Origin of the sequence: Promicromonospora sp. NPDC023987, assembly GCF_040639055.1 — a bacterium.
Classification (GTDB): Bacteria; Actinomycetota; Actinomycetes; order Actinomycetales; family Cellulomonadaceae; genus Promicromonospora.
In genome coordinates, this window is the sequence record NZ_JBEZZF010000010.1 from 1 (window position 1) to 12,541 (window position 12,541).

Sequence of the window (12,541 nt, forward strand, 5' to 3'; positions counted from 1 at the left end):
GACCGGGTTCGCTAATGGTGCGACTCGTGGCCAACATGGTCGCCGGTCACATCATGCTCGTGCTCTGCTTCGCCGCCACGCAGTTCTTCGTCGCCGGTCTCGACAAGCTCGACCACCGGAGGCTCGACCACCGGAGCTCAGGCGCGGAACCAGACCGCCGTGTCCGAGGGGACGGCGACGGCGTCCGACGACGTGGCGAGGTCGCCCGAGGCCACGAGCACCTGTGCGTCGGCGGGCAGCACGAGCGGCTCGGCGCCCAGGTTGGCGACCACGACGACGCCGGCCACGCGGAAGGCGACGACGTCGGGAGAACCGACCAGGGCGTCGACCCACGAGAGCGAGCTGCCGCCGATCTTCTCGGACCGGCGCAGCTCGAGCGCCGTCCGGTACATCTCGTACGTCGAGCCCTCGACGCCGTACTGCTGGTCGGCCGCGAGGTCGGCGTAGACGTCCGGCTGCGGCAGCCACGTCTTGCCGGTGGAGCCGAACCCGTTGCCCGGCGCACCGCCGATCCACGGCAGCGGCACGCGGCAGCCGTCGCGACCGGGCTCCGCGCCGTCGGTCCGGAAGAACGACGGGTCCTGGCGCACCTCGGCGGGCAGCGCGGTGTGGTCCGGCAGCCCGAGCTCCTCGCCCTGGTACAGGTAGGCCGAACCCGGCAGGCCGAGCATCAGCAGGGTCGCGGCGCGGGCCCGGCGCAGGCCGAGCTCGGGGTCGGGCTGCGGGTCGGTCGCCGCGATGCCGTTGAGCTGGCGGCCCCCGATCTCGGCCAGGCCGAAGCGCGAGGCGTGCCGAACGACGTCGTGGTTGGACAGCACCCAGGTGGTCGGGGCGCCGACCGCGTCCATCGTGTTGTACGACACGTCGACGACGGTGCGCAGCCGCGCGGCGTCCCACGGGGCCGTGAGGAACGAGAAGTTGAACGCCTGGTGCATCTCGTCGGGACGCACGTAGCGGGCCAGCCGGCTCAGCGGCTCCACCCAGGCCTCGGCCACCAGGCAGCGGTCGCCCGGGTACTCCTCGAGCACCCGGTGCCAGGAGCGGTAGATCTCGTGCACGCCGTCCTGGTCGAACATCGGGCCGTTGTGCCCGGCGCCCGTGGAGCCGTCCTCGGGTGCGCCCGGGTCGGTGGCCGGCGCGTCGCCCTCCGCGACGGTGCCCTCGACCATCGACACCTGGCCCTCCCAGTCGGGCAGACCGGGCGCCTTGACCATGCCGTGCGCGACGTCGACGCGGAACCCGTCGACGCCCCGGTCGAGCCAGAACCGCAGCACCGCCTCGAACTCCTCGCGGACCTCCGGGTTCTCCCAGTTCAGGTCGGGCTGCGAGGTGTCGAACAGGTGCAGGTACCACTGCGGCCCGAGGGGGCCGTCGTTCTCCCGGGGCGCCAGCCGCGTCCAGGCCGGCCCGCCGAAGATGGACTGCCAGTTGTTCGGCTGCTCGTCGCCGGCCGGGCCGCGACCGTCGCGGAACATGTACCGCTCTCGGGCGGCCGACCCGGGGGCCGCCGCCAGCGCCTCCTGGAACCAGACGTGCTTGTCGGAGGAGTGGTTGGGCACGAGATCGACGATGATCTTGAGGCCGCGTTCGTGGGCGCCGTCGAGCATCTCGTCGAAGTCGGCGAGGGTACCGAACAGCGGGTCGATGTCGCGGTAGTCGGCGACGTCGTAACCCGCGTCCTTCTGGGGGGAACGGTAGAACGGGCTCAGCCAGACGGCGTCGACCCCCAGCTGCTTCAGGTGGTCCAGCTTGGCGGTGACGCCCGGCAGGTCGCCGATCCCGTCGCCGTTGCCGTCCGCGAACGAGCGCGGGTAGACCTGGTAGATCACAGCGTCGCGCCACCACTCGCCGTTCCCGGCGGGGGTGTGGACGAGGGTTCCGGCGCTGAGGTCGTCGGTGGTGAGCGGGGCAGTACGTGTCACGTGTCGCGTCCTCGTGGTGGGGGGTATGTCGGCTGTAACGCTTGCTGCAAGCGTACGGGAGAGAACTAGCTCCGCGGAGCGGCGGGGGCGGCGCCCGTCGAGCCCCGGACGACCAGCTCGGGGGTGAACAGCAGCTCCGAGCGGGGCGCCCGCTCACCGTGGATCTCGGTGAGCAGCGCGCTGACGGCGGCGTGCGCCATGTCGGCGACCGGCTGGCGCACCGTGGTCAGCGGCGGGTCGGTGAACGCGACCAGGGGGGAGTCGTCGTACCCCACGACGCTCACGTCGTCCGGCACGGACAGGCCACGCGAGTGTGCGGCGCGCACCGCGCCGAGCGCCATCAGGTCGGAGCCGCAGACGACGGCGGTGTGGCCGGAGTCGAACAGCTCTCCGGCCGCCGCCTGGCCGCCCTCCAGCGTGTAGAGGGTGAGGGCCACGTGCTCGCGCGCCTCCTGCTCGGTGGCCGCGAGGCCGTGCCGCACGAGCTGGGCCGCGAACGCCTCGATCTTGCGCTTGGCCGGGACGAAGCGGTCGGGGCCGATCGCCATGCCGATGCGACGGTGGCCCAGCGCCACCAGGTGGCGTACGGACAGCTCGATGCTGGCGGCGTCGTCGGGGGAGACGAACGGCGCGTCGATGCCGTCGGCATACCCGTTGATCAGCACGATCGGCAGCCCGCGCCCGCGCAGCCGCTGGTAGCGCTCGGTCGACGCCCGCGTGTCGGCGTGCTTGCCCGAGACGAACACGATGCCGTCCACCGCGTGGTCGATGAGGGTCTCGACGTACTCGTCCTCTGTGGTGCCGCCCGGCGACTGGGTGCACAGCAGCGGCGTGTAGCCGCGCGACGCGAGCTGTGACTCGATCGCTTGCGCAAAGGCAGGAAAGACTGGGTTGGACAGCTCCGGGACGACCAGGCCGATGAGCCCGGCGGGCCGCGCGCGCAGCGCCGAGGGGCGCTCGTACCCGAGCACGTCCAGGGCGGCGAGCACGGCCTGCCGCGTCTCGCCGGCGACGCCGGGCTTGCCGTTGAGCACGCGCGACACGGTCGCGGTGGAGACCCCTGCCTGCTCGGCGAGGTCGGTGAGTCGGGTGCGCACGCCTGGCAGCCTAAGTGACATGTGACTTCCTCGTCCCCGCTGATGCCCGGATGTCGGCACCACGTTGTCGCCGCCGGTGTCCATGACCGGCTGCAAGCGATTCTGCAATCTTATCGCAACGGCTTGCAACATTACCGGATCGGGCCGTACGGTTCGGGCAACGAACCAGGCCCGCCTCGGGCCGCGAACACCGGGAGTGACGATGCGACGGAGCATCCTGACCGCCGCTGCGCTGACCGCGACGCTGGCGCTGGCCGCCTGCTCGGGCGGCGCGGAGGAACCAGCCGGCGAGGAGACCTCGGCCGCGCCCGACGGGACGGGCGCCACCCTGACCGTCTGGGTCGACGAGACCCGCCAGGCCGCCGTCGAGGGCGCGGCTGCCGGCTTCGAGGAGTCGACGGGCGCCGAGGTGGAGGTGGTGCTCAAGAACTTCGAGGACATCCGCCCCGACTTCCTGGCGCAGGTGCCGACGGGCAAGGGCCCGGACATCACGGTCGGCGCGCACGACTGGCTCGGCGAGCTGACGACCAACGGCGTCGTGGCCCCTATCGAGCTCGGCGACACGGCAGACGCGTTCGAGCCCGTCTCCGTGGCGGCCTTCACGCAGGACGACCAGGTCTACGGCCTGCCGTACGCGGTGGAGAACATCGCGCTCATCCGCAACACCGAGCTCGCCCCCGAGGCGCCCGCCACCTGGGACGACGCGATCGCGGCCGGCAGGGACGCCGGCACGAAGTACCCGCTGCTGATCCAGACCTCCACCGAGGGCGACCCCTACACGTTCTACCCGCTGCAGATGTCGTTCGGCGCCCCGGTGTTCGAGCAGAACGAGGACGGCTCCTACGCGTCGGAGCTCGCGCTCGGCGGCGAGGGCGGCACGGAGTTCGCGCAGTGGCTGGCCGAGCAGGGCGAGGCAGGCACCCTGAGCACCGACGTCACGTACGACATCGCGGTGGCAGCCTTCGCCAAGGGCGAGTCCCCGTACATCGTGGGCGGCCCCTGGATGCTGGAGCAGTTCCAGGACCTCGACCTGGCGATCGACCCGATCCCGAGCGCCGGCGGCGAGCCCGCGCACCCCTTCGTGAGCGTGGCCGGCTTCTACGTGAGCGCCCAGAGCGAGAACGCTCTGCTCGCCAACGACTTCCTGGTCAACCACATGGCCACCACCGAGGCGCAGCTCGCACTCTACGAGGCGGGGGACCGGCCGCCGGCCCAGCTCGAGGCCGCCGACACCGCCTCGGAGGACCCGATCACCGCGGGCTTCCGCCAGGTGGGCGCCGACGCCGTCCCGATGCCGTCGCTGCCCGAGATGGGCGCCGTGTGGGCCTACTGGGGCGTGACCGAGGCCGCGATCGTCTCCGGCAAGTCCGACCCCGCCAAGGCCTGGGACAAGATGGTCGCCGACATCCAGGGCGAGATCGGTTGATGTCCTCGCCTGCGACCCGGGGCTCCGGCCGGACCGGCTGGAGCCCCGGGTTTCTCGTCAAGCTGGTCCTGATCGCGCTGGTCGACGCCCTCGGCGTGTACGCGGTACTCGCCGCGTGGGGCGCCGAGTCGTGGGGCATCCTCGCCGCGATGGTGGCGCTGCTGCTCGTGGCCAACTGGGCCTACTTCAGCAAGCGCGCGCTCCCGCTGAAGTACATCCTGCCGGGGCTCGCGTTCCTGCTCGTCTACCAGGTGTACGTGGTCGCCTACACGGGCTACGTCGCGTTCACCAACTACGGCGACGGGCACAACTCGACCAAGGAGCAGGCGATCGAGGCCCTCCTGGTGCAGAACGAGCGTCGGGTGGAGGGCTCGCCGTCGTCCCCCCTCACGGTGGTGACGGCTGGTGAGACGCTCGGCTTCGCCGTCGTCTCGCCCGACGGCGAGGTGCGGGCGGGTACGGCCGACGAGCCGCTCACCGCCGTCGACGGCGCCGCCGTGGATGCCGGTCGGGTCACCGCCCTTCCCGGGTACGAGGTGCTGGAGTACGCCGAGGTCCTGGAGCGGCAGCAGGAGGTCACCGACCTGCGCGTGCCCGTCTCGGAGGACCCGAACGACGGCTCGATCCGCACCCAGGACGCCCGCACGGGGTACGTCTTCACGTCCACGCTGACGTACGACGTGCCGTCCGACACCATGACGGACACCACGACCGGCGTCACCTACACGCCGAACGACGACGGCCAGTTCGAGGCCGCGGACGGCACGACCCTGCCGGTGGGCTGGCGCGTGCTCGTGGGCCTGGACAACTTCGTCACGGCGTTCGGCGACGACCGGTACGCGGGCCCGTTCGGCAAGATCCTGCTGTGGACGTTCGCGTTCGCGGTGCTCTCGGTGGCCTCGACGTTCCTGCTCGGCCTGTTCCTGGCGATCGCGTTCAACGACGCGCGCCTCCGTGGGCGGCGGATCTACCGGACGCTGGTGATCCTGCCGTACGCGATCCCCGGGTTCCTCGCGGCCCTGCTGTGGTCGGGCATGCTGAACCGGTCCTACGGATTCGTCAACGAGGTGCTGCTCGGCGGGGCCCAGATCCCGTGGCTCACCGACCCGGTGCTCGCCAAGCTGGCGGTGCTCGGCGTGAACCTGTGGCTGGGGTTCCCGTACATGTTCCTCATCTGTACCGGCGCGCTGCAGTCCCTGCCGGGTGACGTGCTGGAGGCCGCGAAGATCGACGGCGCGGGCCGGTGGCGCACCTGGCGGTCCATCACCCTGCCGCTGCTGCTCGTCGCGACGGCCCCGCTGCTCATCTCCAGCTTCGCCTTCAACTTCAACAACTTCACGCTGATCTACATGCTCACCGGGGGCGGCCCGCGGTTCGGCGACGCCTCGGTGCCGCTCGGACACACCGACATCCTCATCTCGATGGTCTACTCGGTCTCCGGGCTCGACGGCACCGCGTCCAAGGACTACGGCCTGGCCAGCGCCCTGTCGATAGTCATCTTCGTGGTGGTCGCGACCATCTCCGCCCTCGCCTTCCGGCGCACCCGATCGCTCGAGGAGATCGCCTGATGAGCACGACGATCCCAGCGGCCCGCCCGGCGGCCCCGCCCCGGCGGCCCGCGCCGTCCCGGCGTCCGTCGGCTGCCCGCTGGTTCTCCGACCTCGGCTGGCGGCACCTGGTCGGCGTCCTCGCCGTCGTCTACGCGGGCTTCCCGCTGGTCTACGTCGTGTCGGCCTCGCTGGCCGACGGCGGCACGCTCACCGGCTCCAACGACCTGTTCGCGTCGGTGTCGAGCGCCAACTACGTGGCCCTCGGCGGCACGGAGTTCTGGACCTGGATGGCCAACACCCTGGTGGTGGCGGTCGCGACGGGGGCCGGGACCGTGCTCATGGGCGCCGCGGCGGCCTACGCCTTCTCCCGGTTCCGGTTCAGCGGACGCCGGGTGGGGCTCACCGCCCTGCTGATCATCCAGATGTTCCCGCAGATGCTCGCGTTCGTGGCGATCTTCCTGCTGCTCATCTCGCTCGGCAACGTCGTACCGGTGCTCGGGCTCGACTCGAAGCTGGCACTGATCTGCGTGTACCTGGGCGGCGCGCTCGGGGTGAACACGTTCCTCATGTACGGGTTCTTCAACACGGTGCCGCGCGAGATCGACGAGGCCGCGAAGATCGACGGCGCCTCGCACGCGCAGATCTACTGGACCATCGTGCTGCGCCTGACCGCGCCGATCCTCGCCGTGGTGGGGCTGCTCAGCTTCATCAGCACGTTCGGCGAGTTCATCATCGCGCGCGTGCTGCTGCAGTCGGAGGAGAGCTGGACGCTCGCCGTCGGCCTCTACGGCTGGGTGTCGTCGCTGCAGGAGGCGAACTGGGGGCTGTTCACGGCGGGCGCCGTCGTCTCGGCGCTGCCGGTGCTGGCGCTGTTCCTCTTCCTGCAGAAGTACATAGTGGGCGGCCTGACGGCGGGCTCGGTCAAGGGCTGACCAGCCGGGCGCCCGCTGGTCGGGCTTGCCGAGACCCGCTTCTCGGCAAGCCCGACCGACGGACGGCTCAGGTGAGTTCGGCCTTCAGTCCCGAACGAGATCGGCTACCCGGTCGAGCACCTTCTCCCGTACCTTGCACGGATCGTCATCAATGTCCTTCGCAGCTCGACGTACTCGCTCCACGACGTCGTCCACCAGCGCCCTGGACTGCTCGATCGGTCGGCCCCACGTCGCTGACTCCGCCGCGAGGTCGCCCGGTTTGATGTACCGCAGCCGCGTCTTGCCGTTCACCGCGAGACCGGAGCGGTCATACCGTGGAACGACCAGATGGACTGCGGCCGCGTCGTACATCGGTGCGGGATGCAGCCGGGCCTGCGCGTCGATGATGTAGGAGTAGTTCTTCGCGTGCGAGTCACCATTGCCGACGATGACGTTGAACGTCACCTGTTCGAGCAGTGCATCGAGGAATGTTTCTGGGTCGGCAGCGTGCTCGGTGGCCTGGTTCGCGAGGGCCGCAAGGTGGCCAGGGCTACGTTCTTGTTCGTACTTGTCTCGCGTTGCGAGCCCCAGGCCCTGCGCCAGATCCTCCTGATGGATACGCACGCCGTCGACACGGTCGTAACGTTCGACGACGATTGCTGTCCGGCCGTCGAACTCTTGGATCTCGGTCGTCGCGGCCGATACGCCCGCCGCGCGGGCAAGGCGCATCGTCCAGTCCTCGAGCCGGACGAGGTCGGGAATCACCGCGTCGGAGATCGGCTCGGGCTTCACGATGTGCGTCGACGCTGCTCCACCGAGCGGCCATGCCCAGCCGTCCGGCGTCGCCGTGAGCAAGACCTTCGCCTGGATCCCGCCCAGTGAAGCGGTCATGGGAAGGTCGTCCGCGACCGGCAACGTCGGGAGGTCGGAGACGACGCTGCCGACCTCTGCGTCGGAGAGAAGGCGGAGCGTTCCCGACGGCGGCGCTGTGCCGGACGGAAGAACCTGGACTGCGCCGGCGCACTCCGCCCCCAGCGCACGGAGCAGGCCGAACACGTCGTCGGGGGCCACACCGTTCTCCCGTTCAAGCTGTCCGCGAAGTGGCGATTCCGGCAGGAGGCCCTCGAAATAGCGTTCCAGGTGCGCACCCTGGACGCGACGCACTGTGGTCGGCAACGAGAGCGACAACGGACACGCGCCTTCGCCCCAATGTGCGATCGCCTCGGGCGTCCACATGAGGCGGAGCCGGCCGTTGCGGAGTCGGGTCAGCTCGGCGACGTGGATCCCGTGCAGCCAGACTGCAAGTGTGTTCTCAGTGGGCGTCATCGAAGGCCACACTGACCTGTGCGTCGCGCGGGATGACATAGATCTCGTAACCGGCACTGGCCAACGTCTTCGTCAGCACGGCGGTGGTGACGGGCACTCCACGCTCAAGTCGTGAGAGCGTCGGCCGCGAGGAGCTGATGAGATCGGCTAGCTCGGACTGGCTGAGACCGGCGGACTCCCGGGCCCCCTTCGCGGCGGCGCCGAGAGCGGCGAGGCCGCGGACGCGGAACCATCGCTGAATCATATGCGATTCATCCTCTCGGGGATTTGTGGTGAATCAGATATGAGTCATTCTCTGTCATGAGCGACGACGCGTCAAATTTGATTCACGTTGTTCCCAGCGTCCGGCCTCGCAGAGCCTATCGGCCGAGAGGTTCAGGACCCGGGTGTGACCAGCCGGGCGTGGAGCGCCTGGGCCGACAGGTCGGTCAGCGACGCGACCTGGTCGACCACGACGCGCAGGCGGCCCGCGTCGTCGGGCGCCGCTCGCCAGTCCGCGGCGAACGGCGTCTCCAGCTCGTCCGGGGCGCGGTCGGCGAGCACGCCGACCAGCTCGGCCAGGATCTCCCGCTCCCGCAGGTAGCGGGGCTCCTGGCCGCGCGGTGCCATGACGTAGGTGACGGCGATGCCCTTGAGCGCGAGGATCTCGTGCTCCGTCTCGGCCGGCACCACGAGCCGGGCGGCATAACGGGTGAGGGGGCCCTCGCCGAACTCGGCCCGCGTCGCGGTGATCGCGGAGCCGATGAACCGGCCGATGAGCTGGCTCGTCATGTCCTTGAGCGAGGCAAGGGACCTGCGCGACCCGTCGAACGCCCGCACGAGGTGCCCGACGCCGCGCAGGTAGTCCTGCAGCCGCCCGATGGCCGCGTCGATGGCGTCCTCGGTGTACCAGTCGCCGTACCAGGCCCGCACGTACTCGGCCACGCGCGCCCGCTCCGCGGCGTCCGCCATGAGGTCCAGGTCGATGCGTCCGGCCACCACGCCGTCCTCGACGTCGTGCACCGAGTAGCTGATGTCGTCGGCGAGGTCCATGACCTGAGCCTCGAGGCACTTCACGCCGTCGGGCGCGTCCTGGCGGAGCCACGTGAACACGGGGAGGTCGTCGGCGTACACGCCGAACTTGCGGCTCGCCGTGCCGTCCGGCCGCGCGGGGCCGGCGCCGTAGGCCCACGGGTACTTGACGCTCGCGTCGAGGCTCGCGCGGGTGAGGTTGAGGCCGGCGGGGGTGTCGTCGTCGGCGAGCACCTTGGGCTCGAGCCGGGTCAGCAGGCGCAGGGTCTGCGCGTTGCCCTCGAAGCCGCCGATCGGCTCGGCGATCTCGGCGAGCGCCGTCTCGCCGTTGTGCCCGAAGGGCGGATGGCCGAGGTCGTGGGTGAGGCACGCGGTGTCGACGACGTCGGGGTCGCAGCCCAGGGAGCGGCCCATGCCGCGGCCGACCTGCGCCACCTCGAGGGAGTGCGTCAGCCGGGTGCGCACGAAGTCGTCGTGCCCCGCGCCGAGCACCTGCGTCTTGGCGCCGAGGCGCCGCAGCGCGGAGGAGTGCACCACGCGGCCCCTGTCGCGTTCGAACGGGGTACGGGCCTGGGACTTGGGCGGTTCGGACACCCAGCGCTCGACGTCCTGCGCGCTGTACGACGGCGGGATGCTCTTCCCGAGGGCTTGCTCCACGCGTCCACTCTAGTCACGCTGGCCGACATCCCCGGAATCCCGCCGCGCTGCCGCTGCCGCTTCCGCAGCCCGGTGTGGTCGGCGGAGGCAGGGCCCGGCCACTGCCTCCGCCGCGGCGGACCTACTTGTTGTTGCTGTACCAGCTCAGGCCGCCGGGAAGGTTGATCGAGTGCTTCTTGGTCCGGGAGTTCCAGGTCCAGGGACCGATCTTGAAGCTCATGGACGACAACCCCTTCTGGGTGATGTTGAACTTGAGCGGGCCGAGCGACAGCCTCTTGCGATACCGGATTCCCATGTTCCTGACTTTCCTCCTCGGGTCGGGGCAAAGCGTACCGAACCGCACGAGCCCGGCAAAGCACGCGTTCGTTCCCGGAGAGTTCTGCGGATGACCATGTACCTGCTGCCAGGATCGGGCCTGATCTGGCAGCAGCTACATGGTCATCCGTTGATCAGTCGCGGGATGACATCCTGGCGTCGCTCGCCGCCTGGACGGCCTCCGGCGTCGCCGGTCACTTCACCGGGGACTTCGTCCGGGCCGTTGGCGTGGCCCCTGGTGAGTACGCCAGGAGCTGCGCGGCGGCGCAGCGCTGAACCCTGACGGCGTGCGGCTGTGGACGGCGGCGCCGAGGTCCGGTGCGCGAGCATAGACTTCCAGGCGTGGCCGGGCTGATCAGACGTGAGGATGTGGACCAGGTCCGCGAACGCGCGCGGATCGACGAGATCGTCTCGGCGCACGTGACCCTCAAGCCCGCCGGAGTGGGTGCGCTGGTGGGTCTGTGCCCCTTCCACGACGAGCGCAGCCCCAGCTTCAACGTGCGGCCGAGCGTCGGCCGCTACCACTGCTTCGGCTGTGGCGAGGGCGGCGATGTCATCGAGTTCATCATGAAGATGGACGGGCTGAGCTTCACCGAGGCCATCGAGTACCTCGCGGGCAAGACGGGCGTGCAGCTGCGCTACGAGGAGGGCGGCAACGCCCGGCCCCGCGAGGAGCCGGGCAAGCGGCAGCGCCTGCTGGAGGCCAACCGCGTGGCCGCGGAGTTCTTCGCGGAGCAGCTCATGGGCCCGGGGGCCGCCGCGGCGCGCACGTTCCTCGCCGAGCGCAGCTTCGACCGGTCCGACGCCGAGCACTTCGGCGTCGGGTTCGCGCCCAAGGGCTGGGACGCGCTGCAGCGCCACCTCCAGGGCCGGGGCTTCACCCAGCCGGAGCTCGTCGCCAGCGGCCTGATGTCGCAGGGCCAGCGCGGCATCTACGACCGGTTCCGCGGCCGGGTCATCTGGCCCATCCGGGACGTGACGGGGGCCGTGATCGGCTTCGGCGCGCGCCGCCTGTTCGAGGACGACCAGGGCCCCAAGTACCTCAACACCCCCGAGACCAGCCTCTACAAGAAGTCGCACGTGCTGTACGGGATCGACCTCGCCAAGCGGGAGATCGCCAAGGGCAAGCGCGTGGTGGTGGTCGAGGGGTACACGGACGTCATGGCCGCGCACCTGTCCGGCGTCACGACGGCGGTGGCCACGTGCGGCACGGCCTTCGGCGCCGACCACGCCAAGGTGGTGCGCCGGCTGCTCGGCGACACGACCGCCGGCGGTGGCCTGCAGCTGACGTCGGGCGGGACCGTGGGCGGCGAGATCATCTTCACGTTCGACGGGGACGCGGCCGGGCAGAAGGCCGCCGAGCGTGCGTACGGCGAGGACCAGCGGTTCTTCGCGCAGACCTACGTGGCCGTCGCGGACGGCGGCATGGACCCGTGCGACCTGCGCATGGCGAACGGCCCCGAGGCCGTGCGGGCGCTGGTCGACGGCCGCAAGCCGCTGTTCGCCTTCGTCATCCAGGCCAAGATCAAGCAGTTCGACCTGAACACCGTCGAGGGCCGGGTGTCCGCCGTGCGGGCCGCGGCCCCGGAGATCGTGGGGATCCGGGACCGCAGCCAGCGCGACGGCTACATGCGCGAGGTGGCGGGATGGATCGGCACGGAGATCGACGAGGTGCGCCGGGAGGTCGGCCGTGCGGCGTCGACACCGTCCCTGCGTCGCGCACCCGACCGGGCCGGCGGCGACCGCCAGCCCGGCGCCGCGGCGTCGTCGACCGGGAACGGGCCGGAGGGGGACGGGCCGCCGTCGGGTGCCGTGCCGCAGGTCTCGGCGCCCGACCTGCGCGACCCCGTGGCGCGCGCCGAGTGGCTTGCCCTCGTCGCGGTGCTCCAGTACCCGCAGCACGTACCGGCGTCGTTCGACGACCTGGGCGAGGAGGCGTTCGTCGTGCCCGCGTGGCAGGCGGTGCACACCGCGATCCGGGCGGCCGGGGGCGTCGCGGCCGGGCGTGAGATCTCCACGGCGCTGTGGGTCGCGGCCGTGCTCGAACAGGCGCCCGGAGCCGTGGCGAGCCTGGTCACGCAGCTCGCCGTGGCGGACCTCCCGGAGGACCGCGAGTCCGCGATCGGTGCGGTGGTCGAGGGTGTGGTGCGGAACGTCGCCGACCACGTGCTGGGTCGTCGGGTGGCCGACGCCAAGAGCCGCCTGCGCCGGCTGGACCCGGACACCGAGGCCTACCAGACGGCGTTCGCCGAGCTCCTGACGGTCGAGGCCGAACGCCGGACCCTCCGCGAGAGCGCAAGCGCCTAGCCGTGCGCCCGCCCGCGCC

The 12,541-nt window shown here is 70.9% G+C and carries 10 protein-coding genes and 1 pseudogene; 5 read left to right on the forward strand and 6 right to left on the reverse strand.

Annotated features, from left to right (window positions below):
- Positions 1-92 (forward strand): annotated as a pseudogene (locus tag AB0F40_RS06950) (F0F1 ATP synthase subunit A); the annotation flags it as partial.
- A gap of 45 nt (positions 93-137) precedes the next feature.
- Here AB0F40_RS06950 and AB0F40_RS06955 read toward each other — a convergent pair.
- Positions 138-1,922: a glycoside hydrolase family 13 protein gene (locus AB0F40_RS06955; protein ID WP_357465394.1), complete on the reverse strand. Its 1,785-nt coding sequence runs from the start codon at positions 1,920-1,922 to the stop codon at positions 138-140.
- A 65-nt stretch (positions 1,923-1,987) separates the two neighbouring features.
- Positions 1,988-3,040 (reverse strand): LacI family DNA-binding transcriptional regulator, encoded by a 1,053-nt coding sequence (locus AB0F40_RS06960; RefSeq protein ID WP_357465395.1) that lies wholly within the window; start codon positions 3,038-3,040, stop codon positions 1,988-1,990.
- 181 nt (positions 3,041-3,221) lie between these two features.
- Between AB0F40_RS06960 and AB0F40_RS06965 the strand changes: the two genes are divergently transcribed.
- The 3 genes from AB0F40_RS06965 to AB0F40_RS06975 are packed head-to-tail and all read left to right on the forward strand — an operon-like array spanning position 3,222 to position 6,927.
- Positions 3,222-4,445 (forward strand): maltose ABC transporter substrate-binding protein, encoded by a 1,224-nt coding sequence (locus AB0F40_RS06965; RefSeq protein ID WP_357465396.1) that lies wholly within the window; start codon positions 3,222-3,224, stop codon positions 4,443-4,445.
- Complete coding sequence (locus tag AB0F40_RS06970) at positions 4,445-6,013, forward strand: ABC transporter permease subunit (RefSeq protein ID WP_357465397.1); 1,569 nt, start codon at positions 4,445-4,447, stop codon at positions 6,011-6,013. Before AB0F40_RS06965 ends, AB0F40_RS06970 begins: the two co-directional genes overlap by 1 nt.
- The gene (locus AB0F40_RS06975) at positions 6,013-6,927 is read left to right on the forward strand and encodes a sugar ABC transporter permease (RefSeq protein WP_357465398.1); all 915 of its coding nucleotides are present in this window, start codon (positions 6,013-6,015) and stop codon (positions 6,925-6,927) included. Before AB0F40_RS06970 ends, AB0F40_RS06975 begins: the two co-directional genes overlap by 1 nt.
- A gap of 84 nt (positions 6,928-7,011) precedes the next feature.
- Here the strand turns inward: AB0F40_RS06975 and AB0F40_RS06980 are convergent, their stop codons facing one another.
- The 4 genes from AB0F40_RS06980 to AB0F40_RS06995 all read right to left on the reverse strand — a co-directional run bounded on the left by AB0F40_RS06980 (position 7,012) and on the right by AB0F40_RS06995 (position 10,195).
- On the reverse strand, positions 7,012-8,271 hold the full coding sequence (locus AB0F40_RS06980; RefSeq protein ID WP_357465399.1) for a HipA domain-containing protein: 1,260 nt from the start codon (positions 8,269-8,271) through the stop codon (positions 7,012-7,014).
- The gene (locus AB0F40_RS06985; protein WP_357465400.1) at positions 8,219-8,476 is read right to left on the reverse strand and encodes a helix-turn-helix transcriptional regulator; all 258 of its coding nucleotides are present in this window, start codon (positions 8,474-8,476) and stop codon (positions 8,219-8,221) included. The genes AB0F40_RS06980 and AB0F40_RS06985 overlap by 53 nt, the downstream gene beginning before the upstream one ends.
- 131 nt (positions 8,477-8,607) lie before the next feature.
- A complete protein-coding gene (locus tag AB0F40_RS06990) occupies positions 8,608-9,900 on the reverse strand; it encodes a deoxyguanosinetriphosphate triphosphohydrolase (protein ID WP_357465401.1) in 1,293 nt (430 codons plus the stop codon).
- A 121-nt stretch (positions 9,901-10,021) separates the two neighbouring features.
- The gene (locus tag AB0F40_RS06995; RefSeq protein WP_171104560.1) at positions 10,022-10,195 is read right to left on the reverse strand and encodes a DUF4236 domain-containing protein; all 174 of its coding nucleotides are present in this window, start codon (positions 10,193-10,195) and stop codon (positions 10,022-10,024) included.
- Between the two features lie 362 nt (positions 10,196-10,557).
- Here AB0F40_RS06995 and dnaG point away from each other — a divergent pair, with 362 nt between their 5' ends.
- Entirely contained in the window at positions 10,558-12,522 is a 1,965-nt protein-coding gene (gene dnaG, locus AB0F40_RS07000; protein WP_357465402.1) for a DNA primase, read from the forward strand.
- The last annotated feature ends 19 nt before the right edge of the window (positions 12,523-12,541 follow it).

Coding starts and splice junctions, on each gene's coding strand:
- AB0F40_RS06965 (WP_357465396.1), top strand. CDS start 3,222: ATGCGACGGAGCATCCTGACCGCCGCTGCGCTGACCGCGACGCTGGCG.
- AB0F40_RS06985 (WP_357465400.1), bottom strand. CDS start 8,476: ATGATTCAGCGATGGTTCCGCGTCCGCGGCCTCGCCGCTCTCGGCGCC.
- AB0F40_RS06960 (WP_357465395.1), bottom strand. CDS start 3,040: ATGTCACTTAGGCTGCCAGGCGTGCGCACCCGACTCACCGACCTCGCC.
- AB0F40_RS06970 (WP_357465397.1), top strand. CDS start 4,445: ATGTCCTCGCCTGCGACCCGGGGCTCCGGCCGGACCGGCTGGAGCCCC.
- AB0F40_RS06995 (WP_171104560.1), bottom strand. CDS start 10,195: ATGGGAATCCGGTATCGCAAGAGGCTGTCGCTCGGCCCGCTCAAGTTC.
- AB0F40_RS06980 (WP_357465399.1), bottom strand. CDS start 8,271: ATGTCATCCCGCGCGACGCACAGGTCAGTGTGGCCTTCGATGACGCCC.
- AB0F40_RS06975 (WP_357465398.1), top strand. CDS start 6,013: ATGAGCACGACGATCCCAGCGGCCCGCCCGGCGGCCCCGCCCCGGCGG.